The 22,017-nt window shown below is 69.1% G+C and carries 19 protein-coding genes; 3 read left to right on the forward strand and 16 right to left on the reverse strand.

All coding sequences use genetic code 11. The annotated features are described in order from the left end of the window. Positions 1-49: 49 nt before the first annotated feature. The 6 genes from MYA_RS12830 to MYA_RS12850 form a co-directional block, all read right to left on the reverse strand. Positions 50-2,083 carry a sensor histidine kinase gene (locus MYA_RS12830; RefSeq protein ID WP_014723710.1) on the reverse strand — a complete coding sequence of 678 codons (2,034 nt, stop codon included), beginning with the start codon at positions 2,081-2,083 and terminating at the stop codon, positions 50-52. Between the two features lie 4 nt (positions 2,084-2,087). Beyond that, complete coding sequence (locus tag MYA_RS12835) at positions 2,088-3,377, reverse strand: dicarboxylate/amino acid:cation symporter (protein ID WP_014723711.1); 1,290 nt, start codon at positions 3,375-3,377, stop codon at positions 2,088-2,090. 262 nt (positions 3,378-3,639) lie between these two features. After that, on the reverse strand, positions 3,640-3,840 hold the full coding sequence (locus tag MYA_RS31045; protein ID WP_148278555.1) for a hypothetical protein: 201 nt from the start codon (positions 3,838-3,840) through the stop codon (positions 3,640-3,642). An 11-nt stretch (positions 3,841-3,851) separates the two neighbouring features. After that, positions 3,852-5,012: an acyl-CoA dehydrogenase family protein gene (locus tag MYA_RS12840; RefSeq protein WP_014723713.1), complete on the reverse strand. Its 1,161-nt coding sequence runs from the start codon at positions 5,010-5,012 to the stop codon at positions 3,852-3,854. 14 nt (positions 5,013-5,026) lie between these two features. Beyond that, positions 5,027-6,223, reverse strand: coding sequence for an acyl-CoA dehydrogenase family protein (locus MYA_RS12845; RefSeq protein ID WP_014723714.1), 1,197 nt, complete (start codon positions 6,221-6,223; stop codon positions 5,027-5,029). Between the two features lie 29 nt (positions 6,224-6,252). Beyond that, complete coding sequence (locus MYA_RS12850; protein ID WP_014723715.1) at positions 6,253-8,388, reverse strand: 3-hydroxyacyl-CoA dehydrogenase NAD-binding domain-containing protein; 2,136 nt, start codon at positions 8,386-8,388, stop codon at positions 6,253-6,255. A 260-nt stretch (positions 8,389-8,648) separates the two neighbouring features. Between MYA_RS12850 and MYA_RS12855 the strand changes: the two genes are divergently transcribed. Together MYA_RS12855 and ggt are read left to right on the forward strand one after the other, a co-directional pair. Then, positions 8,649-9,611, forward strand: coding sequence for a LysR family transcriptional regulator (locus MYA_RS12855; RefSeq protein WP_014723717.1), 963 nt, complete (start codon positions 8,649-8,651; stop codon positions 9,609-9,611). Between the two features lie 270 nt (positions 9,612-9,881). Next, positions 9,882-11,774 (forward strand): gamma-glutamyltransferase, encoded by a 1,893-nt coding sequence (gene ggt, locus MYA_RS12860; RefSeq protein ID WP_014723718.1) that lies wholly within the window; start codon positions 9,882-9,884, stop codon positions 11,772-11,774. A 60-nt stretch (positions 11,775-11,834) separates the two neighbouring features. Here ggt and MYA_RS12865 read toward each other — a convergent pair whose 3' ends face one another. The 7 genes from MYA_RS12865 to MYA_RS12895 form a co-directional block, all read right to left on the reverse strand. Next, a complete protein-coding gene (locus MYA_RS12865; protein ID WP_230945382.1) occupies positions 11,835-12,563 on the reverse strand; it encodes a UPF0149 family protein in 729 nt (242 codons plus the stop codon). A 96-nt stretch (positions 12,564-12,659) separates the two neighbouring features. Then, positions 12,660-13,610 carry an ABC transporter permease subunit gene (locus MYA_RS12870; RefSeq protein WP_041493897.1) on the reverse strand — a complete coding sequence of 317 codons (951 nt, stop codon included), beginning with the start codon at positions 13,608-13,610 and terminating at the stop codon, positions 12,660-12,662. Then, positions 13,610-14,407, reverse strand: coding sequence for a taurine ABC transporter ATP-binding protein (locus MYA_RS12875; protein ID WP_011886135.1), 798 nt, complete (start codon positions 14,405-14,407; stop codon positions 13,610-13,612). Before MYA_RS12875 ends, MYA_RS12870 begins: the two co-directional genes overlap by 1 nt. Positions 14,408-14,446: 39 nt before the next feature. Then, on the reverse strand, positions 14,447-15,463 hold the full coding sequence (tauA, locus tag MYA_RS12880) for a taurine ABC transporter substrate-binding protein (RefSeq protein WP_011886136.1): 1,017 nt from the start codon (positions 15,461-15,463) through the stop codon (positions 14,447-14,449). Positions 15,464-15,746: 283 nt separating this feature from the next. After that, the gene (lipA, locus tag MYA_RS12885; RefSeq protein WP_011886137.1) at positions 15,747-16,739 is read right to left on the reverse strand and encodes a lipoyl synthase; all 993 of its coding nucleotides are present in this window, start codon (positions 16,737-16,739) and stop codon (positions 15,747-15,749) included. Next, positions 16,732-17,487, reverse strand: coding sequence for a lipoyl(octanoyl) transferase LipB (lipB, locus tag MYA_RS12890; protein WP_011886138.1), 756 nt, complete (start codon positions 17,485-17,487; stop codon positions 16,732-16,734). Before lipB ends, lipA begins: the two co-directional genes overlap by 8 nt. Positions 17,488-17,570: 83 nt before the next feature. After that, positions 17,571-17,897 (reverse strand): DUF2917 domain-containing protein, encoded by a 327-nt coding sequence (locus MYA_RS12895; protein WP_011886139.1) that lies wholly within the window; start codon positions 17,895-17,897, stop codon positions 17,571-17,573. 102 nt (positions 17,898-17,999) lie between these two features. Between MYA_RS12895 and MYA_RS12900 the strand changes: the two genes are divergently transcribed. Further along, entirely contained in the window at positions 18,000-18,971 is a 972-nt protein-coding gene (locus MYA_RS12900) for a transcriptional regulator GcvA (protein ID WP_011886140.1), read from the forward strand. Between the two features lie 31 nt (positions 18,972-19,002). Here the strand turns inward: MYA_RS12900 and MYA_RS12905 are convergent, their stop codons facing one another. From MYA_RS12905 to MYA_RS12915, 3 genes are read right to left on the reverse strand one after another with little or no spacing between them, the layout of a single operon-like run. Next, the gene (locus MYA_RS12905) at positions 19,003-19,311 is read right to left on the reverse strand and encodes an HP0495 family protein (RefSeq protein ID WP_011886141.1); all 309 of its coding nucleotides are present in this window, start codon (positions 19,309-19,311) and stop codon (positions 19,003-19,005) included. Beyond that, positions 19,311-20,237, reverse strand: a complete 927-nt coding sequence (locus MYA_RS12910) for a D-amino acid aminotransferase (RefSeq protein ID WP_014723723.1) — start codon at positions 20,235-20,237, stop codon at positions 19,311-19,313. Before MYA_RS12910 ends, MYA_RS12905 begins: the two co-directional genes overlap by 1 nt. 48 nt (positions 20,238-20,285) lie before the next feature. Then, positions 20,286-21,608, reverse strand: coding sequence for a D-alanyl-D-alanine carboxypeptidase family protein (locus MYA_RS12915; RefSeq protein ID WP_041493898.1), 1,323 nt, complete (start codon positions 21,606-21,608; stop codon positions 20,286-20,288). Between the last annotated feature and the right edge of the window lie 409 nt (positions 21,609-22,017).

Below are 22,017 nucleotides of genomic sequence, written 5' to 3' on the forward strand. Positions count from 1 at the left end.
ACACGCCGCGCGACCCGTGCGCGGCTCTCGTTGATGCCGGTGGTGCGGCCTAGCGCGAGCCGATCGGCTCGGACGCCGCGTCCGGATGATGCGTGCGCGCGCGCCGCAGCGTCAAGACGAACAGCGCGCCGCCGTCCGGCGCGTTGCGCGCGGTCAGCGCGCCGCCCGCGTCGCTCGCGATCGACGACGAGATCGCGAGGCCGAGCCCGAGCCCGCGCCCCATCTCCTTGGTCGTGAAGAACGGTTCGAACAGGCGCGGCAGCAGGTCCGGCGCAATGCCGGGGCCGTTGTCGCGCACCTCGATCGACAGCGTCGCGGCCGACACGACGATCGTCACGTCGATCGCCGGCGCGGCGACGACCGCCGCCGCAGCCGCCCCGCCGACCGCGTCGAGCGCGTTGCCGAGCAGATTGATCAGCACCTGTTCGAGGCGCAGATCCTCGCAGCGCGCGACCAGCTCCGGATAGTCGCCCGCGAGATCGAGCGGCGCGTCCTGCGCCGGCGCCACGGTCGCATCGCGCAGCGTCAGCGTGAGCGCGACGCCGCGCATCCGTTCGCCGAGCAGCGCGAGCACGCTGCGCAGCGCGCGCACGACGAGCGCCCGCTCGTTGCGCGGCTTCGCGCGGCCGACGAACAGCTTCAGCTGGTTGGTGATCTTGCCCATCCGCTCGGTCAGCGCGGCGATCGCCTCGAGGTTCTCGCGCGCGGCGCCCTGCTCGCCGCGGTCGAGCAGCACGCGCGTGTTGTCCGAGAAGCTGCGCAGCGCCGCGAGCGGCTGGTTCAGTTCATGGGTGATGCCGGCCGCCATCTGGCCGAGCGCGGCCAGCTTGCTCGCCTGGATCAGCTCGTCGTGCGCGGCGCGCAACTCCTGCTCCGCGCGAATCCGGTCGCCGACTTCCTTCTGCAGTTGCGCGTTGGCCTGCGACAGATCGGCCGTGCGCTCCTCGACGCGCCGGTTCAGCTCCGCATACGCCTGCTGCAGCAGCGCGCGGCCGCGGATCATCTCGCGCACACGGGCGCGACGCATGCGCCAGTAGAACGCCAGCAGCGCGATCGACACGAAGCCGAAGCCGGTGACGATCGTCGCGTTGCGGGCGTCGGCGTCGACGGGGGCGAGCGGCGCGAGCGTGACGAGCAGCCAGTCGGGCTCGCCGATCCGGCGCTTGCTCGCGAGAAAGCGCGGCGCGCGCCGGCCGGCGCCCACGCGAACGATCTCCGCGTCGGCGCCGAGCACTTGCTCGACGCGCAGCGGCAGCGGCGTGACGGGCTGCTGCGCGTACTGGCGCGTCTCGTAGATCGACGCGGCGACCGGCTCGGTCAACGGATGCAGCGTGTGATATTTCCACGCGGGCACGGACGACAGGAACACGACGCCGTGATCGTCGGCGACCACCAGCGGCTCGGAGGCATCGGCGCCCTGGAACCATTCGAGGTTGAGCTTCACGACGACGACGCCGGCGATCCTGCCGTCGCGCCACACCGGTTGCGAGATGTAGTAGCCGGGATCGCGCGAGATCGTGCCGATGCCGAAGAAGCGGCCGACCCGGCCGTTCATCGCGTCGATGAAATAGGGCCGGAAGCGATATTCGATGCCGACGAAGCTGTCGGGCGCGCGCCAGTTGCTGGCTGCGACGCACAGGCCGTCCGCGCCGACCACGTAGGTGACGGTCGCGTGCGCGTGTTCGTTGAGATCTTCGAGATAGCGGTTGGCGCGCGCGGTGAGATCGGCGCGCTGCGGCTCGGCCAGCAGGTCCTGCACGTACGGATGGCTGCCGAGCAGATAAGGCAGCGACTCGTAGCGATCGAGCGTGCTCTTCAGCGCGCTGGTCGTGCGGTTGACCCGCACCGCGGCGTTGCGCTGCAGCTCGGCGACGCCGCGCTGCCACGTGATGCTCCACGTCAGCGCGCAAGCCGCCGCGAGTGCGGCGGCGAGCACGACGAGGATGTACAGGCGGCGCTTCACGGACGAGACTTCCTGGCGATGCGGATCGCCTATTGTGTCATAGGCGTCCCGCCCGCCGCCCGCACCGCCCGCACCGCCGCGCGGCGCGCCGCCCGCGGGCGGCACCGCCTGCTCGCTCACGCCGTCAGACGCCGGCCGTCTCGGTCGGCGTGACGTCGCGGTTGCCCTTCAGCGCATCGCGCAGCTTGTTGCGGTCGAGCTCCTTCTCCCACGCGGACACGACGACCGTCGCGACACCGTTGCCGACGATGTTGGTCAGCGCACGGCATTCGCTCATGAAGCGGTCAATGCCGAGGATCAGCACCATGCCCGACAGCGGGATGGTCGGCACGACGGCGAGCGTCGCGGCGAGCGTGATGAAGCCCGCGCCGGTAACGCCGCTCGCGCCCTTCGACGTCAGCATCGCGACCGCCAGCAGCGTGAGCTGCTGCATCCACGTGAGTTCGATGTTGGTGGCCTGCGCGATGAACAGCACGGCCATCGTCATGTAGATGTTGGTGCCGTCGAGGTTGAACGAATAGCCGGTCGGCACGACCAGGCCGACGACCGAACGCGAGCAGCCGGCCTTCTCGAGCTTTTCCATCAGCTGCGGCAGCGCGGCTTCCGACGAGCTGGTGCCGAGCACGATCAGCAGTTCCTCCTTGATGTACGACACGAAGCGGACGATCGAGAAGCCCGTGAAGCGCGCGATCGTGCCGAGCACGACCAGCACGAAGACGATCGACGTCAGGTAGAACGTGCCGATCAGCTTGAGCAGCGGCACCAGCGAGCCGACGCCGTACTTGCCGATCGTGAACGCCATCGCGCCGAACGCGCCGATCGGCGCCAGCTTCGTGACGATGTGCACGATGCCGAACAGCACGCGCGTGAGCCCGTCGATGAAGTCGGTGACGATCTTGCCGCGCTCGCCGAGGTGCGCGAGCACGCTGCCGAACAGCAGCGCGATCAGCAGGATCTGCAGGATTTCGCCCTGCGCGAACGCGTCGACCATCGTGTTCGGGATGATGTGCATCAGGAAGTCGACCGTCGACTGGCCGTGCGCCTTCGCCGCGTATGACGCGACGGCCTTGCCGTCGAGCGTCGCCGGGTCGATGTTGAAGCCGACGCCCGGACGCAGCAGGTGCGTGGCCGCGAGGCCCAGCAGCAGCGCGAAGGTCGACACGATTTCGAAGTACAGCAGCGCCTTGCCGCCGACGCGGCCCACCTTCTTCATGTCCTCCATGCCGGCGATGCCGGTGACGACCGTACAGAAGATGATCGGGCCGATCACCATCTTGATCAGCTTGATGAAGCCGTCGCCGAGCGGTTTCATGTCGGTGGCGAGCGCCGGATAGAAGTGGCCGAGGATCACGCCGACGATGATGGCGAAGATCACCTGCACATAAAGCACTTTGTAGAAGGGTTTCTTCTTCACGATGGTTCCTGCTGGTGTAGATGAGCCGGTGGAAACGGCGTCACGCGCGCAGGCGAATGTCTCAGGGGATAAGGCCATTCGCCCGCGCGGCTGCCGTGCCGCAACAAGCGATGCCTCAGAACATCCGAAGGGGGTGGAAGGCAGTGGTCATCGATTGTCTCCTTGATGTAATAGTCGGGCCGGTGGACGGCCGTGCATTCCATATCGCAAGGTCGATGCCAGCTTTCCGCAAGCCGTCAAGCCATTGTTTTTATTGCATTTCTCATAATTCGGAAGGCGAGGAAATCCGGCATTCCGGATTTCCGGAAAACATCCGTCCGGTGTTCCGGACGGATTTCCCGTTTCGTCGGACGATTCGGTGCCGGGCGGCGAGGCCCGCGAGCACGCGCGGGAAACCACGCAACTTCACGCCGGCGAGCGGCAGCGCGCGCGCTTCGTCCGGCTGCCCGTCGTCTCGATCCACGCGCCGCGCCGTCATCGTTTCGCCAGCGCGATGTAGCGCGCCAGATGATGGTCCTCGTCGCCGAGCTGGTGATCGATCATCACCAGCCGCTTCGCGTAATGCGACAGCGGCAGCTCCCACGTCATCCCGATCCCGCCGTGCAGCTGGATGCTCTCCTCCGCGACCAGCGTGCCGATCCGGCCGATGCTGTACTTGGCCGCCGCGAGCGCGCGTTCGCGCACCGTGCGCGGCGCGTCGAGCTGGGCGGCCGCGTTGATCACCGCCGAGCGCGCCTGCTCGACTTCGAGCAGCAGGTCGGCCATCCGGTGCTGCAGCGCCTGGAAGCTGCCGATCGGCATCCCGAACTGCTGGCGCGTGCGCAGATAGTCGAGCGTCGCCTCCTTCGCGACGTCCATCGCGCCGAGCGCCTCGGCCGACAGCGCGAGCAGCCCGTAGCCGAGCACGCGCTCGAGCAGCGCGGCGCCCTGCCCGTCGTCGCCGGCGGGCGCGTCGTGCGTGTCGACCAGCGCCGCCTCGCCGGGCAGCGCGACGCGTTCGAAGCGCACCTCGGCCGCGCGGCCGCCGTCGATCTTCCGGTAGTCGCGCCACGACACGCCAGGCGCATCGGCCGGCACGACGAACAGGCCGATGCCGTGCGCGTCGTCGTCGCGGCCGGCCGTGCGCGCGCTGACGACGAAGAACGACGCCTGCGCGGCCTGCTCGACGACGCCCTTCGCACCGGTCAGCACCCAGCCGTCGCCGCTGCGCTCGGCGCGCGTGCGCACGGTCGTCAGTTCGTAGTGCGAGCCCGGTTCGTCGTGCGCGAACGCGGCGCACGCGCGGCCGTCGATCAACTGCGCGAGCCGTTCGCGCTGCGCGCCGCCGCCACCGCCGCCCAGCAGCAGCGCGCGGCCCGCGAGCAGCGCGCCGAGAAACGGCTCGACGACGAGCCCGCGGCCGAGGCATTCGAACACCACCGCGATATCGAAGCCCGCGCCGCCGAAGCCGCCGTCCGCTTCCGGAAACAGCGCGCCGACCGCGCCCAGTTCGGCGAAGCGCCGCCACATCGCGCGATCGCACCCTTGCGGCGACCGCGCGATGCGGTCGCGCACCGGGAACGCATACTGTTCGGCGATGAAGCGGTTCAACGTGTCCGCCAGCATCCGCCGGTCTTCCGTGTGCTGAAAATCCATCGTCGCGTTCCTCGTTACAGCCCGAGCATCATCTTCGCGATGATGTTCTTCTGGATCTCGTTCGAGCCGCCGAAGATCGACAGCTTGCGATTGTTGAAGTACTGCTGCGCGGCGCTCGCCGCTTCGTCGGGACCGACGGCCGCGCCGTCGTGCGCGGCGTCGAGCGCCTCCTCGACGAACGGCTGCGCGTACGGCCCCATCGCGCGGCGCATCAGCGCGGTGATCTCCTGGCGGATCTGCGTGCCGCGGATCTTCAGCATCGAGCTTTCCGCGCCCGGCACGCTGCCGCCCGCGACCGCCGCGAGCACGCGCAGGTTGGTCGTGCGCATGTTCTCGAGCTCGATCTCGACACGCGCGATACGGGCCGCGAAGAGCGGATCGTCGGCGAGCGGCCGGCCATTCTTCGTCAGCTTCGCGGCGACGCTGCGCAGCCGCTCGAGCGCGGCCGTCGAAAAGCCGACGCCGGCGATGTTGGTGCGTTCGTAGGTGAGCAGGTATTTCGCGTAGGTCCAGCCGCGGTTCTCCTCACCGACGCGGTTTTCCACGGGCACGCGCACGTCGGTGAAGAACACCTCGTTCACCTCGTGCTCGCCGTCGAGCGTGATGATCGGACGCACGTCGACGCCCGGCGCGTTCATGTCGATCAGCAGGAAGCTGATGCCTTCCTGCTTGCGCACGTCGGTCGCGGTGCGCACCAGGCAGAAGATCATGTTCGCGTAGTGGCCGAGCGTGGTCCAGGTCTTCTGGCCGTTCACGACGTAGTGCGCGCCGTCGCGCACCGCGCTCGTCTTCACCGACGCGAGGTCGGATCCGGCGCCCGGCTCCGAATAGCCCTGGCACCACCAGTCGGTGCCGTCGAGAATGCGCGGCAGCCAGTGGCGCTTCTGCGCCTCGCTGCCGTACTTGATGAGCACCGGGCCGAGCATGTTCACGCCGAACGGCACGATGCGCGGCGCGCCGGCGAGCGCGCATTCGTTGTCGAACAGGAACTTCTGCGCGACGCTCCAGCCGGGGCCGCCGTATTCGCGCGGCCAGTGGCTCGCCAGCCAGCCGCGTGCGTTCAGTATCGCGTGCCATTCGCGCATGTCGTCGCGCGTCAGGTGCAGGCCGCCCTTCACCTTGCGCGCGAGGCGCGCCGGCAGCTCGGCTTGCAGGAAGCGCTGCACGTCCGTGCGGAAGGCTTCCTCTTCGGGCGTGAAATTGAGGTCCATGTTCGGTCCGTGGCAGATGCGGTGGGCGTTCAGTCGATGCGGTTCAGGCTCGCGAAATCCGCGCCGCGCTCGACCAGCTCGACGAGCAGCGGCGACGGCCTCCAGAACAGCGGATCCTCGTTCGCGAACGCGCGGATGTCGGCGAGCACGTTCGCGAGGCCGACCGTGTCCGCGTAGTGCATCGGGCCGCCGCGATGGCGCGGAAAGCCGTAGCCGTACAGGAACACCGCATCGACGTCGAGCGGGCGCAGCGCGATCCGCTCGTGCACGACGTTCGCGCCTTCGTTGATCATCGCGGCGAGGTAGCGGCGCAGGATCTCGTCGTCGCTGAAGCTGCGCGGCACGATGCCCTTCTTCGCGCGCTCGGCGGCGACGATCGCGTCGACCTCCGGGTCCGGCGTGCCGACGCGTGCGCCGTCGGGATACAGGTAATAGCCACGGCCGCTCTTCTGGCCGAACCAGCCGCGCTCGCACAGCCGGTCGGAGATCTCCACGTAGCGCGCGCGCGGATCGCGCGTCGCCGCGCGGCGCTTGCGCGTGGCCCAGCCGATGTCGCCGCCCGCGAGATCGACGACCTGGAACGGCCCCATCGGGAAGCCGAAATCGCGCACCGCGCGATCGATCTGGTACGGCGACGCGCCGTCCTCCATCAGGTAGTCGGCCGCGGTGCGGTAGACGGCGAGGATCCGGTTGCCGATGAAGCCGTCGCACACGCCGGCGCGCACCGGCGTCTTCTTCAGTTGCCTGGCCAGCGCGAACGCGGTCGCGACGACCTCCGCGCTGACGCGCTTCGGCACGACGATCTCGAGCAGCTTCATCACGTTGGCCGGCGAGAAGAAATGCAGGCCGATCACGTCGGCCGGCCGGTCGATGCCGGCGGCGAGCGCGTCGATGTCGAGATACGACGTGTTGGTCGCGAGCACCGCGCCGGGCTTGCACACGCGCGCAAGCTCGGCGAACACCGCCTGCTTCACGGCCATGTCCTCGAACACGGCCTCGATCACGACGTCGGCCTGCGCGAGCGCGTCGTAACGCGTGCTGCCGTCGAAGCGCGCGACGCGCGCCGCGCGTGCGTCCGGCGTCATGCGGCCCTTCGCGACGAGCGCGTCGTACACCTTTTCGACGTGCGCGCGCCCGCGTGCGAGCGACGCGTCGTCGCGTTCGATCATCGTCACCGGCAGGCCCGCGTCGAGCGCCGCGACCGCGATCCCGGCGCCCATCGTGCCGCCGCCGACCACGCCGACCCGCTCGACGGCACGCGCGCTCGCGCGGCGCGCCTCGGGCGCCTTCGCGGCCTCGCGTTCCGCGAAGAACGCATGCACGAGGCCCGCGCGCTGCGGGCTGTCGAGGCATTGCAGGAACAGGCTGCGCTCGAGCTTCATTCCCGCGTCGAACGACAGCGTGAGCGCGGCCTCGACCGCGTCGACGATCTTCGCCGGCGAGAACAGCCCGCGGGACTTCTTCGGCAGCTCGGCGCGCGCCGCAGCGAGCGCCGCCTGCGCGGCCGTGCGCTCGGCGAGCCCCTGCGCATCGCGCGTGCGCCGTACCGGCGCGCCGAGCGACACGAGCTCCTGCGCATACGCGAGACCTTCGGCGAGCGTTTGGTCGCTGCGCGCGACGCGATCGACGAGGCCGAGCGCGCGCGCTTCTTCCGCGCTTGCGTGGCGCCCGGTCAGCATCAGGTCGAGCGCGGCCTTCGCGCCGATCAGGCGCGGCGTGCGCTGCGTGCCGCCCGCGCCGGGCAGCAGGCCGAGCGTGACTTCGGGCAGCCCGAGCTTCGCGCCGGGCAATGCGAGCCGGTAATGCGCGGCGAGCGCGACCTCGAGGCCGCCGCCGAGCGTCGCGCCGTGCAGCGCGACCACCACCGGCTTCGCGCTCGACTCGATCCGCTCGCACACGTCGGGCAGCGACGGCGGCACGGGCGGCTTGCCGAATTCGCGGATGTCGGCGCCCGCGATGAAGTTGCGGCCGGCGCCGACGATCAGCACCGCGCGGACTGCGTGATCGGCCTGCGCGGCGTCGAGCGCATCGGCCAGGCCGCGCCGCACGTCGGCGGACAGCGCGTTGACGGGCGGATGGTCGATCGTGACGACGAGCAGCGCGTCGCGGCGCTCGTGCGTGACGCTCCCGGCGCGGGCCGGTGCGGGGGAAGCGGTTGAATTCATCGTGTCTCCGGTTCGGTGCGCGCGGTGTGCCGGAACGTTTCCCCGGGCCGGACGGCGGCGCAGGTTCGCGCGACGGGCATCGCGTGCATGCCGTTCATGCCGCGCAGCGCAAGCGATCCGCTGCGACGGCCGGGCATCACTGGATTCTCGATTGATCGAGATTCATTGACAATTCCCGCATGCCTTTACAAGCTGTCAAGTCCGACTTGACATTGAATGCGTTCGAACCGTCGCACGGGACGGACCGGGAGACCTCGCGGATGGACCTGAATGCGCTGACGCTGCTCGTCGAGATCCTCGACGCGGGCAACCTGAGCAAGGCCGCGCAGCGGCTCAAGATGAGCCGCGCGAACGTCAGCTACCGGCTGAACCAGCTCGAACGCTCGATCGGCCAGCAGCTCGTGCGCCGCACGACGCGCCGCATCGAGCCGACCGAGATCGGCTTGAAGCTGTACGAGCACGGCCGGCGCATCCGCAACGAGTTGCTGGCCGCGCAGGAATCGGTGACGACGCTCGGCCAGGACCTGCAGGGCCGCGTGCGGCTGTCGGTGCCGAGCGGCTATGGGCAGATGGTGATGTCCGACTGGCTGCTCGCGTTCAAGCGGCTGCATCCCGGCATCGTGCTGGACGTGGTGTTCGAGAATCGCGTCGAGGATCTGATGCGCGACGAGGTCGACATCGCGATCCGCGTGATGTCCGAGCCGCCGCAGAACCTCGTCGCGCGCGACATGGGCGCCGTGCGCTACGTCGCCTGCGCATCGCCCGCGTTCGCCGCTGCGCACGGGATGCCGGCGAGCCTCGACGCGCTGAGCGCCGCGCCGGTCGTCACCGCGACGGTGCTCGGGCGGCAACTGCGGATCGCCGCGTATCTCGGCGACGAGCGCCACGAGGTGCTGCTCGAACCTACGCTGATCTCCGAGAACTTCCTGTTCCTGCGCCAGGCGATCCTCGCGGGGATCGGCGTCGGCATCGTGCCCGACTACGTGGTGCAGGACGACCTGCGGCGCGGCGCGGTAGTCACGTCGCTCGACGCGTACCGCTTGAGCATCTTCGGCACGCACATGTACATGCTGTACATGCCGAACCGCCACCACACGCGCGCGACCGCGACCTTCATAGAGTTCATCCTCGAACAGGCCGGCAAGGCCGGCCGGCGCGGGCCCGGCGCGATTCGTCAGGGTTTCCTGTCTGATGACAAGCGGCCGGGCGCGCGGCGAAAATAGCGCGCCGTTCAGTGTGGGATGGGCGCACGCGTGTCGGATGTCGCATGCGCTTGGCATGCTGGATGCGTTTCGCGTGTGTGCTGTGTGCGCCGTGCGGCGCATTGCAGCGCGCGTGCCGTGTGCCGTGTGCCGTGTGCCGTGTGCCGTGTGCCGTGTGCCGTGTGCCGTGTGCCGTGTGCCGTGTGCCGTGCGCCGTGCGCCGTGCGCCGTGCCCCGCGTGCATGCCCCCACACCCACACGTCCTTCGAATTCAACGTTGCCGAGGGTTCAATGTCCGACCCGATTCGTCCGCCTTCGCGTCCCCGGACGCCCGTTGCCGCGCTCGCGGGCCTCGCCTTCGTCGCGCTGGTCGCGTTCAGCGCCGGCTGCACGTCGCCGTCCGCATCGTCGGGCGCGGTCGTCCCGGTCGCCGCGGCGTCGGGCGGCGCGGTGCCGCTGCCGGGCGTCCAGGCACCCGAGCCGTCGTCCGGCTGGACCGACAAGCCGGGCTGGACCGCGCAGCACTTCATGATCGCGGCCGCGAACCCGCTCGCGGCGCAAGCCGGCTACGACATGCTGAAGGCCGGCGGCACCGCGATCGACGCGGCGATCGCGACGCAGATGGTGCTCGGGCTCGTCGAGCCGCAGTCGTCCGGGCTCGGCGGCGGCGCCTTCATGCTGTACTTCGACGGCAACGCGACGCAGGCGTACGACGGCCGCGAGACCGCGCCGGCCGCCGCGACCGAGCGGCTGTTCTACGGCCCGACGGGCCAGCCGCTGAGCTTCTACGACGGTGTCGTCGGCGGGCGCTCGGTCGGCACGCCGGGCGTGCTGCGGATGCTCGACGCCGCGCACCGCGCGCACGGCAAGCTGCCGTGGCGGCGGCTGTTCCAGCCCGCGATCCGGCTCGCGGAGCGCGGCTTCACGATCAGCCCGCGCCTCGCGATGCTGATCGCGAATGACAAGTACCTGATGAACGACCCGGTCGCACGCGCGTACTTCTACAACCCGGACGGCACGCCGAAGGCGGCCGGCACCGTGCTGAAGAATCCGGCGCTCGCGGCCGTGCTGCGCCAGATCGCCGAGCGCGGCGCGAACGCGTTCTACACCGGGCCGATCGCGCGCGACATCGTCGCGAAGGTACGCCGGCATCCGACCAACCCCGGCCTGCTGACGCTGCAGGATCTCGCGCGCTACAAGGCGAAGGTGCGTGCGCCGCTGTGTACCGACTACCGGCGCTCGGTGGTGTGCGGGATGCCGCCACCGTCGTCGGGCGGCCTCGCGATCGCGCAGATGCTGGGCATCCTGGAAGCAATGCCCGACTGGCAGCAGATCGGCGCGCAGAAGCCGGTGCGCAACGACGTCGGCTACGAGCCGACGCCGTTCGCCGCGCATCTGTTCAGCGAAGCCGGGCGCCTCGCGTACGCGGATCGCGCGCGCTACGTCGCCGATCCCGATTTCGCGCCGCTACCGGGCGGCAACTGGGCGAGCCTCACCGACAAGGCGTATCTCGCGCAGCGCGCGCGGCTGGTCGGCGAGACCAGCATGGGCGTCGCGCAGCCCGGCACGCCGCAGGGCGCGACGCTCGCGCTCGCCGACGATCGAAGCGCCGAACTGCCGTCCACGTCCGACATCGCGATCATCGACCGCTACGGCCACGCGCTGTCGATGACGACCAGCGTCGAAGATGCGTTCGGTTCGCGGCTGATGGTGCGCGGCTTCATGCTGAACAACCAGCTGACCGACTTCTCGTTCGTGCCGAGCGAGCACGGGCGCCCGGTCGCGAACCGCGTGCAGCCGGGCAAGCGGCCGCGCTCGGCGATGTCGCCGGAGCTCGTGTTCGACCGGAAGACCAGGCAGGTGACGATGATCGTCGGTTCGGCCGGCGGCCCCGCGATCATCAATCACGTCGCGAAGACGCTGATCGGCGTGATGGACTGGGGAATGACGATGCAGCAGGCGATCGCGCTGCCGAACTTCGGGTCGATGAACGGGCCGACGCAGCTGGAGCGCGGCCGCGTGTCGGACGCGCTCGTCGACGGGCTGAAAGGGCGCGGCCACGACGTGCGCGTCGTCGAGATGAACTCGGGGCTGCAGGGCATCCAGCGGCTGAACGTGCAGGGGCAGACGGTGTGGTTCGGCGGCGCCGACCCACGGCGCGAAGGCGTCGCGCTGGGGGAATGACGGCTGACGCCGGTCAGCGCCTGCCGTCGGCTGCGTGGATGCGTGAAGTAAGGCGCGCCCTCAGTGCAGCGTGGTGGCCGCGCCGCAGCATTTCTTGAACTTCTTGCCGCTGCCGCACGGACAGGGATCGTTGCGCCCGATTTTCGGTTCCGAACGCTGCGCTGTCGCGGCAACGCGCCGCTCCTGCACGGCGCGGCGATACGGCAACCAGTAACGATAGATGCCGGCGACGGCTGCGGGAATCCGGTCGGCCAGGGTTTCCCGCCCGGACGGATCGAGCATCAGCTGCGCGTCGTCGGGCGCAACTTCGTCGGCGGCCGCTTCGTCCCCGCCGAGCAGGCGAAGCGGCCGCATCCATGCCTGGCCTTGCGGATCGTCGAAGAGCGGCTGCCAGTATTCCTGGGACAGAGCGATCGCCTGCATGAAGCCGAATGCCCAGGCCTCGGCATCGCGATATTCACGCGCGTCGTCGGCATAGACGACCGTGTCGAACACCGGCCGAAATGCGTCGGCATTGCGCTCCAGGCTGCCGATAATGCCGTTGTAATGTCGCATCAGCAGACCCAGCACGCGCTGCGCCTGCTCCATCGTATCGAAAGCCGGTGCGTCGTCGTCCGTCGGCCCCCATACGCCGGCCAGCCATTGGCTCGGCAGCAGCGTGACAGGCCCGGCCGCGATCGCGGTCAAGTAGCCGTCGAGGCCGGCGAGAGTCAGCGTTTCTTCCGACGCGACATCGGAGATCAGGAATGTGCCGAGTTCGTCGAGTTCGGCTGGCGTGAGGGATTTCATCATGTCGGCATCGTATGACAGCAAGCGGCGACGGGCAACCTGCCCCGCCCGCTCATCATGCTCGCGAAGGCGGCTCCGGCACGGCCGTGCGACGCCTCACCCGCGCCCCTTCCACGGCACCGCACGCCGCTCGACCCACCGCATCGCGAGATCGAACAGCCACGCGATCGCGCCGATGATCAGGATGCCCATCACGACGATATCGGTGCGCAGAAAGCTCGACGCGTTGAGCACCATCTGCCCGAGCCCGGCCGTCGCGGCGACCATCTCGGCGGCGACGAGCGTCGTCCAGCCGAAACCGATCGCGATCCGCAGCCCGGTGAGGATCTCCGGCAGCGCGGCGGGCAGCACGACGTGGCGCACGATCTGCGCAAAGCTGCCGCCGAGCGAATACGCGGCGTTGATCTGCTCGACCGTCGCGGCGCGCACGCCCGCACGGGCGGCCATCGCGATCGGCGCGAAGCAGGCGAGGAAGATCACGACGAGCTTCGCCGTCTCGTCGATGCCGAACCAGATCACGACGAGCGGCAGATAAGCCAGCGGCGGCAGCGGCCGGTAGAACTCCAGCAGTGGATCCAGCACGCCGCGCGCGATCCGGCTCACGCCCATCAGGATGCCGGCCGGCACGCCGATCGCCGTCGCGAACGCGAACGCGCCGAACACGCGCGCGGCGCTCCACATCAGATGCTCGGACAACGGCAACCCGCCCTGGATGCGGCCGTGCGCCGCGTCGACGAACGCGCGCCACACCGCCTCCGGCGCCGGCAGGAACAGCGGCGGCAGCCATTGCCGATGCGTCGCGATCCACCACAGTGCGGCCAGCGCAGCGAGCGTCGCAGCGCTCAGCGCCGACGTGTTGCCTTGCCCCGGCAGCCGGTAGCGATGCGACGCGCGCACGCGCCGCTGCGGCGCCGGCCGGTTCCCGTCGAAGTCGGCGGCCGCTCGATCGGCCGCCCACGAATCCTGCATACTCATGTCGTCCTGCCTGTCCAATGTGGCGATGCGCACGCGCCCGACGGACGCGCCGTGCCGCGCGAGCTCCTGCATCACGCGGCCGGCGCGACGGCGTCGTCGCGGTGCAGATAGGCGATCAGCCGCTCGCGCCATGCGATGAATTCCTGCGACGACTTCACCGCGCGCGCATCGCGCGACGCGACGTAACGTCGCGCGAACGGCAGCTCGAAGGTCTGCGCGATGCGGCCGGGGCCGGGCGTCATCACGACCAGGCGCGTCGCGAGGAACAGCGCCTCCTCGACGTCGTGCGTGATGAAGAACACCGTCTTGCCGGTGCGCGCCCACACGTCGAGCACGAGCGCCTGCATCGTGCCGCGCGTCATCGCGTCGAGCGCGCCCATCGGCTCGTCCATCAGCAGCACGCGCGGCTCGCTCGCGAGCGCCCGCGCGATGCCGACGCGCTGCTGCATGCCGCCCGACAGCTCGTAGACGCGCGCATGCGCATGGCGCTCGAGGCCGACGAGTGCGAGCATCTCGCGCGAGCGCGCTTCGCGCTCGGCCTTCGGCATGCGCGCGAAGCGCAGCCCGAGCGCGACGTTCCCGAGCACGTCGAGCCACGGCAGCAGCGCATATTTCTGGAACACGACGCCGCGATCGGCGCCGGGGCCGCTGACCGGCACGCCGTCGACGCGCACCTCGCCCGTCGTCGGCGCGACGAAACCGGCCATGCAGTTCAGCAGCGTCGTCTTTCCGCATCCGGACGCGCCGAGCGCGACGACGAATTCACCGCTGTCGATGTGCAGGTCGACGCGCGCAAGCGCGTGCGTGGTCGGCCGACCGCGTTCGCCCGGATAGGCGACCGACAGCTGCCGAACTTCCAGCGTGCTCATGATCGAAGCCTCCGCGAGGGTGCGCCGGCGCGGCGGCGCTCAGCGCGCCGCCTTCTGCACGAACTGCGGATCGACGCCGACCGAATAATCGGCCAGCACCGTCTGGATCGTGCCCTGCGTCTTGAGGAATGCGGCGGTGGCCGCGAGCGACTTCGCGGCGCCCGACTGCGCGCCGCCGCCGAGCCACGTCGGCGACGCCTGCTCGGCGGGCGTCGGGAACGCGTACAGCGCGAGGCTGGCCGGCACGTCCTGCGCGTTCGCGCCCGACACCTTGGCGACGGCCGCAACCTGCGGCGAGCCGACCTTCCACGCGGCCGCATGGGCGCGGTAATCGGCATCGGCGGCGGCGAGCACCTTCACGAAACGCGCGACGAACTCGGGGTTCTCGCGCGCGAACTTGCGGCTCACGACGAAGCCGTCGAAGGTCGCCTTGCCGCTTTGCTTCGCGACCTGGCCCGAGGTCGTCAGCACGGTGCCCGACTGCTTGACCTTCGCGAGCACCGGATCCCAGATGTAGGTCGCGTCGATGTCGCCGCGCGCCCACGCGGCCGCGACTTCCGGCGGACGCAGGTTGACGATCTTCACGTCGTTCGGGTTCACGCCGGCGGCCTGCAGCGCGACCAGCGTATGAAAGTGCGACGTCGACACGAACGGCACGCCGATCTTCCGGCCCTTCAGCGCGGCGATGCTGGTCACGCCGGAGCCGTTGCGCGCGACCAGCGCCTCGGCGTCGTTGATGTTGTCGAGCACCCAGAACAACGAAATGTCGAGCCCTTGCGACAGACCGGCCGCAATCGGGCTCGAGCCGGCCTCGCCGAGCTGCACCGAGCCCGACGCAAGCGCGCGGATCACGTCGGCGCCGCTGTCGAGCTTGCGGAACGTGACCTTGTAGCCGGTCGCCTTCTCGACTTCACCGCTCGCCTGCGCGTAGCGCCACGGCACGACCATGTCCTGGTACGCGATCACGACTTCGCGCGATTCGGCGTGCGCCGCGCCGAGCGCGGCAAAGGCGGTCAGCGCGACGACGGCGCGGCGGATGAAGCTGAAACGGGACATGCGGCTCTCCTTCGAATACGGGCATTGCTGCGGGAGAGCCGACTTTACGAGCTTTGCGCGCGGCGGGAGCGAACTTATCCTGCGAAGCTATCGACGGCGTTTCAGCTTTGCTTTGCACGTTCGATTGGATCGCGCATCCGCACGGGCGACGATCGGCGTGCGCGGACAGCCGGTGCCTGTAACGCACCCCAAAACGAACAAGCCCGCATCGCTGCGGGCTTGGTTTGACTGCATGACGGGCGGCGCACACCTGCGGCGCCCGCATGATGCGAAGACGCGACGCTCAGACCACGCCGGCCCCATGCGCCTGCAGATCGGCGTGATAGCTCGAGCGCACCATCGCGCCGACGGCCGCGTGCGTGAAGCCCATCTTGTACGCTTCTTCCTCGTACATCTTGAAGGTATCCGGATGCACGTATGCACGCACCGGCAGATGGTGCTCCGACGGCTGCAGATACTGGCCGATCGTCAGCATGTCGACGTCGTGCGCGCGCAGGTCGCGCATCACCTGCAGGATTTCCTCTTCGGTCTCGCCGAGGCCGACCATCAGGCCCGACTTGGTCGCGACGTCCGGATGCAGCGCCTTGAAGTCCTTCAGCAGCTTCAGCGAATGCGCGTAGTCCGAACCCGGGCGCGCTTCCTTGTACAGGCGCGGCACCGTTTCGAGGTTGTGGTTCATCACGTCGGGCGGTGCGGCGTTCAGGATCGAGATCGCGCGATCGAGACGGCCGCGGAAGTCCGGCGTCAGGATCTCGATGCGCGTGTCCGGCGACTGCGCACGCGTTTCGCGGATGCACTCGACGAAGTGGGCGGCGCCGCCGTCGCGCAGGTCGTCGCGGTCGACGCTCGTGATCACCACGTACTTGAGCTTGAGCGCGGCGATCGTGCGGGCGAGGTTCTTCGGTTCATCCGCGTCGAGCGGATCGGGACGGCCGTGGCCGACGTCGCAGAACGGGCAGCGGCGCGTGCACTTGTCGCCCATGATCATGAACGTCGCGGTGCCCTTGCCGAAGCATTCGCCGATGTTCGGGCAGCTCGCTTCCTCGCACACGGTATGCAGGTTGTGCTCGCGCAGGATCGTCTTGATCTCGTTGAAGCGCGAGCTGCCGGTGGCCGCCTTCACGCGGATCCACTCGGGCTTCTTCAGCTTCTCGATCGGAATGACCTTGATCGGGATGCGCGCCGTCTTCGCCTGCGCCTTCTGCTTGGCGGTGGGATCGTAGGCAGGGGTCGCGGCCGGATCGGCCGGGGCGGGGGAAGCGGTAACGTCAGTCATTCGAATGTTCCAGTGCGTGCGGCTTGTCGGCGGCCGCGGATGCGCCGTCGAGGTTGGCGATCAGGCGCCCGACCAGCGTGCGGGCGACGTCGTTCCAGTCGGCGGCAACCTCGAGGCTCGCCATGTCGACGGTTTCCAGTCCGGCATAGCCGCACGGGTTGATCGCGAGAAACGGGCGCAGATCCATCTTCACGTTCAGGCTCAGCCCGTGGTAGCTGCAGCCGTTGCGGATCTTCAGGCCGAGGGCCGCGATCTTCGCGCCCCCGTGCACGCCGGATGCCACGTAGATGCCGGGCGCGCCCGCCTTGCGGACCGAAGCGAGATTATACGCCGCGAGGGTTTCGATCACGGCCTCTTCGATCCGCGTCACCAGCGTGCGGACCATCAGCTTGCGCCGGCGCAAGTCGAGCAGCAGGTAGGCGACGATCTGGCCGGGGCCGTGATAGGTGATTTGCCCGCCGCGGTCGACCTTCACGAGCGGCACGCCGCTGTCGGCCACCAGCAGATGGGCCGGGTCGCCGGCCTGGCCGAGCGTGTAGACGGGCGGATGCTCGACGATCCAGATCTCGTCGGGGGTCTCGGCGGTGCGTGCATCGGTGAACGCGCGCATCGCGTCGAAGCTGGTCTGGTATGCCTCGGTGCCGCGCCAGCGCACGGTGAGCGGCGCGTCGTGCTGAGCCGGCGAGCCGGCGGGCGATGCGGAAACAGCGACGGGCGTGGACACGATGGCAACCGGCGAGACGGACATGGACGGTAGTTTACCGAAAACCCACCGGTCCCGCCGGCAGCGGAAGGGGACGGATCGCACGCATCCGTCCGACGAAAGCCGCGTCAGACGGTGCGCCAGCCGTCGTGGAGCAACGCGCTCACGCGCTCGCGCAGCCGCGCGAGCGCACCGCGCGCGACCTCGGCCGCCGGGCGCGACACCGAGAACGCGACGTACGCGCCCTGCGCGCTTTCCGCGCTCAGCCACAGGCGCTCGCCGCGGCGCAGCCGCAGCGTCTCGCCGTCCACCAGGAAGTAGTCTTCGACGTCGTTGCTGCGCGTCGCCCACAACGGCCCGCGCTGCACCGTCAGGCGCGTGCTGCGTTGCACCTTCATCGGCACGGTTTCGCCCGCGGGGATTTCGAACGTGATGCTTGAGGAAATTTCTTGCATGATCGTCTCCGCCAATAAATGCTTCGATGGCTACAATCGTAGTCATCCAGGGGCGCCCGACCAAACGACCAATTTTCACGTCGATGTGAGGAAAATTAGCAAATGGACCTCCGCCAGCTGCCCGCGCTGAACGCGATCCGCGCGTTCGAAGCCGCCGCCCGTCACGAGAATTTCTCCCGCGCCGCCGACGAGCTGTACGTCACGCACGGCGCGGTCAGCCACCAGGTGCGCGCGCTCGAGGACGAGCTCGGCGTGCAGCTGTTCACGCGCAACGGCAAGCGGCTGTGCCTGACCGACGCCGGGATGCGCTATGCGCAGCAGGTGCGCGCCGCGCTGATGGTGATCGCCGACGCGACCCGCGACGTGCGCGCGAGCGACCGCGGACGGCGGCTGGTGGTGTCGATGCTGTCGTCGTTCGCCGCGCGCTTCATCACGCCGCGCATCGGCACGTTCATCGAGCGGCATCCGGAAATCGACGTCGAGCTGCAGTCGACCAACTCGCTGACCGATTTCGCGCGCGACGACGTCGATCTCGCGATCCGCTTCGGCTCCGGCAACTATCCGGGGTTGCATGTCGAGCCGCTGTTCGAAGAGGTGTTTTTTCCCGCATGCTCGCCGACGCTGAACGGCGGCAAGCTGCCGCAGACGCCCGCCGATCTCGCGCACTACCGGCTGCTGCGCTCGGACGACGAGCTGTGGCGGCCGTGGTTCAACGCGGCCGGGCTCGATACGCTGACCGAGCCGAAGCGGGGAATTCTGTATCAGGATTCGTCGAACCTGCTGCTGGCCGCGATCGAGGGCCAGGGCATCGCGCTGGTGCGCCGTTCGCTCGCGGTGGACGATCTGCTCGCCGGGCGGCTGGTGCGGCTGTTCGACATCGCCGGGCCGAGCCCGTGGCACTACTTTTTCGTGTGTCCGCCGCCGCTGATCGCCACGCCGCGCGTGCAGGCGTTCAGGGCGTGGCTGCTGCAGGAAGTCGCCGAATACCGGCGGCGCTGCGACGAACTGGACGCGCGGCACGCGGCGAGTGCGCTTCCCGCCGCGCGCGCACAGGAAAGGACGGGAAGCGCTTAGGGCGCGCGAACGAGAACGCGCACGCGCATCGTCACAGCACGACCTTGACCATCGGATGGCCGGTCAGCGCGCGATAGATGTCGTCGAGTTGCGCCTGGCTCGTGGCGCGCACGGTGATCGTCAGGCCCGTGTAGTTGCCGCCGCTCGATGCGCGCTCCTCGATCTTCTCGACGTCGATCTCGTTGTCATGCACGGACACGACCTTGAAGATCGTGTCCTTGAACTCCGGGTGCGCCTTGCCCATGATCTTGATCGGGAAATCGCACGGAAACTCGAGCAGCGACTCCTTCCGCGCATCGATCGCGCCGGTTACCTCGATGGTTTTGGTCGGTTCGCTCATCACTTTCTCCGGGTTAGGTCAAACTGTTCAAACTCGCGCGCCTTCGCGCGCTGGTACGCGTCGTACAACGCCGCGAATACCGGCCCAGGCGTGCCGCCGTGGACCGGCAGGTCGTCGAGCGACGTGACGGGCAGGATTTCCTTCGTGGCCGACGTGAGCATGATCTCGTCCGCCGCGCGCAACTCGACCTCGCTGATCTCGCGCGCGACGAACCGCACCTCGCATTCGCCGGCCAGCTGCTCGAGCAGCGCGTAGCGGATGCCTTCGAGAATCCTGTTGCTGCGCGGCGGCGCGAACAGCTCGCCGTTCTTCACGATCCAGACGTTCGACGACGATCCTTCGGTCACGTTGCCGTCGCGCAGCTGAATCGTCTCGAACGCGTCGCGCTCCGCCGCATGCTGCGCCATCAGCACGTTGCCGAGCAGCGAGATCGACTTGATGTCGCAATGCAGCCAGCGGCGATCCTCGGCCGTCACGCAGCGCACGCCGCGCGCGCGCTCGTCCGCCGACGGCAGGCGCAGCGGGCTCGTCATCGCGAACACGGTGGGCACCGCGTGCGCCGGGAACGCATGGCCGCGCTTCGCGACGCCGCGCGTGACCTGCAGGTAGACGAGCGCATGGCCGTCGCCGAGGCCGGGCGCGTTCGCCTCGACCACGCGCTCGATCAGCGCGCGCCAGCCGGGCGCGTCGTGCGGATCGTCGATGCCGATCTTCTTCAGGCTGCGCGCGAGCCGCTCCAGATGCTGATCGATCCGGAACGGCACGTGCGCGCCGTCGTGCGCGTAGACGGGCACGACTTCATACACGCCGTCGCCGAAGATGAACCCGCGGTCGAGCACCGGCACGCGCGCTTGCGACAGCGGCACCAGCTCCTCCTGCGACGACACGCTGAGGTACACGATCGGTTCGAATTCGGCTTGGCTCATGGCGATATCAGATGGGGATGAAGTCGTGGAAACAAAGGCCCGTCGCGCTTACTTCTTCTTGCTGAACATCAGCAGGATCGAGTCCCAGATGCGGCCGAAGATGCCGGCTTCCGGCACCGCCTGCAGCGCGACGACCGGGAATTCCGACAGCGCCTTGCCGTCGGCGACGATCTTCACCGTGCCGACCTGCTGGCCTTCGGCGAGCGGCGCGATGAGCGGCGCGTTGACGTCGACTTCCGTCTTCACCTTGTCGCCGAAGCCGCGCGGCACCGTCACCCACTGGTCGCCCTTCACGCCGACCTGCACGGTGTTGGCCTTGCCCTTGTAGATGCGCGGCGTCGACATCGCCTGGCCGCCCTTGAACAGACGCACCGAGTCGAACGCGCTATAGCCGTAGTTCAGCATCTTCATGCTGTCGGCGGTGCGGTCGCCCTCCTTCGGCTCGCCCATCATCACCGACACGAGGCGGCGCTGGCCGTCGACGCCCGGAATCGCGCGCTTGGCCGACGCGATCAGGCAGTAGCCGGCCGCTTGCGTATGGCCGGTCTTCAGGCCGTCGACGGTCGGATCGAGCCACAGCAGGCGGTTGCGGTTGCCCTGGCGGATGTTGTTGTACTTGAATTCCTTCTCCGAGAAGATCCCGTAGTACTGCGGAAAATCGCGGATCAGGTGTGCGGACAGCTTCGCGAGGTCGCCGGCCGTCGTGTAGTGGTTCGGGTCGGGCATGCCGTTCACGTCGGCGAAGTGCGTGCCCTTCATGCCGAGGCGCTGCGCCTCGTCGTTCATCAGCGTGACGAACTGCCCTTCGCTGCCGCCGACCAGTTCGGCCAGCGCGATCGCCGCGTCGTTGCCCGACTGGATGATCATCCCGTAGACGAGGTCGTGCACCGACACCGGCTTGTTCGCCTCGATGAACATGCGCGACTCGTCGCGGCCGACGCGGCGCACCGCCTCGCTCGGCGTGACGATCTGCTCCATCGAGATCTTCTTCTTGTCGAGCGCTTCGAACACGAGGTAGGCCGTCATCAGCTTGGTGAGCGATGCGGGCTCGACGCGTTCGTCGGCGTTGCCGGATGCCAGCACCGTGTTGCTGGTCGCATCGACGAGCACCCACGAGCGCGCGTTCACGCCCGGCGGCGGCACCGCGCCCGGCATGAAGGTCGCGGGCGCGCCGGTGGACTGCTCGGCGGCGGCCGGCGCGGCATGCGCGGCATGCGCGGCACGGGCCTTGGCGGCCGGCTTCGCCTCGGCGACGACGATCGTCGACGCGAGCGCGACGGGCAGCATCACGCCCAGCGCGACGTTGCGCGCGGCGGTGCCGAAGGCGATGGAAGAAGCGAGAGACTTGAGGCCGTGGGAAGACAGACGCATGATCGATTCAGGCTGATGGCAGAAAGTGCGGCGCGAAATGCGCACGGTTGAACGGCAAGGCGGCGGGCGTTCCGGGCATGCGCCCGACTGCGTCGGACGGCGCGAAACGCGGCGGTTGGACTCGTGCGGACGCGTTCGGTTCGCGGCCGCGCGCGAGCGGGCGCAGCGGCGGAGAAACGAGCGCCGCATGGGCCAGCCGGGCCGCCGGCGACGCGAAATGCGGCCATTATACGTGGCCGCGAACGGCGTTTTCGCGAACCGGGCGTCGAGTCGGGCGGCAAGTCGGCGCACATCGGCTCGCGCAGGATAGCGCGGCTGCGTAGCGGGCAAGCGTCGTCGAAGCCGCGCGAAAGGCGCGTGCAGGCGGCGTGCAAGTTGCGCGGCCGTTCGGATTTCGAAGCGTGGCGGC

The sequence above is a fragment of the Burkholderia sp. KJ006 genome (assembly GCF_000262695.1).
In the GTDB taxonomy this organism is placed as follows: domain Bacteria; phylum Pseudomonadota; class Gammaproteobacteria; order Burkholderiales; family Burkholderiaceae; genus Burkholderia; species Burkholderia vietnamiensis.

Bases quoted from the DNA above. Each gene is read 5' to 3' on its own strand.
- MYA_RS12840 (WP_014723713.1), bottom strand. From the start codon at position 5,012: ATGGATTTTCAGCACACGGAAGACCGGCGGATGCTGGCGGACACGTTG.
- MYA_RS12845 (WP_014723714.1), bottom strand. From the start codon at position 6,223: ATGGACCTCAATTTCACGCCCGAAGAGGAAGCCTTCCGCACGGACGTG.
- MYA_RS12850 (WP_014723715.1), bottom strand. From the start codon at position 8,388: ATGAATTCAACCGCTTCCCCCGCACCGGCCCGCGCCGGGAGCGTCACG.
- MYA_RS12855 (WP_014723717.1), top strand. From the start codon at position 8,649: ATGGACCTGAATGCGCTGACGCTGCTCGTCGAGATCCTCGACGCGGGC.
- ggt (WP_014723718.1), top strand. From the start codon at position 9,882: ATGTCCGACCCGATTCGTCCGCCTTCGCGTCCCCGGACGCCCGTTGCC.
- MYA_RS12865 (WP_230945382.1), bottom strand. From the start codon at position 12,563: ATGAAATCCCTCACGCCAGCCGAACTCGACGAACTCGGCACATTCCTG.
- MYA_RS12870 (WP_041493897.1), bottom strand. From the start codon at position 13,610: ATGCAGGAGCTCGCGCGGCACGGCGCGTCCGTCGGGCGCGTGCGCATC.
- MYA_RS12875 (WP_011886135.1), bottom strand. From the start codon at position 14,407: ATGAGCACGCTGGAAGTTCGGCAGCTGTCGGTCGCCTATCCGGGCGAA.
- tauA (WP_011886136.1), bottom strand. From the start codon at position 15,463: ATGTCCCGTTTCAGCTTCATCCGCCGCGCCGTCGTCGCGCTGACCGCC.
- lipA (WP_011886137.1), bottom strand. From the start codon at position 16,739: ATGACTGACGTTACCGCTTCCCCCGCCCCGGCCGATCCGGCCGCGACC.
- lipB (WP_011886138.1), bottom strand. From the start codon at position 17,487: ATGTCCGTCTCGCCGGTTGCCATCGTGTCCACGCCCGTCGCTGTTTCC.
- MYA_RS12895 (WP_011886139.1), bottom strand. From the start codon at position 17,897: ATGCAAGAAATTTCCTCAAGCATCACGTTCGAAATCCCCGCGGGCGAA.
- MYA_RS12900 (WP_011886140.1), top strand. From the start codon at position 18,000: ATGGACCTCCGCCAGCTGCCCGCGCTGAACGCGATCCGCGCGTTCGAA.
- MYA_RS12905 (WP_011886141.1), bottom strand. From the start codon at position 19,311: ATGAGCGAACCGACCAAAACCATCGAGGTAACCGGCGCGATCGATGCG.
- MYA_RS12910 (WP_014723723.1), bottom strand. From the start codon at position 20,237: ATGAGCCAAGCCGAATTCGAACCGATCGTGTACCTCAGCGTGTCGTCG.
- MYA_RS12915 (WP_041493898.1), bottom strand. From the start codon at position 21,608: ATGCGTCTGTCTTCCCACGGCCTCAAGTCTCTCGCTTCTTCCATCGCC.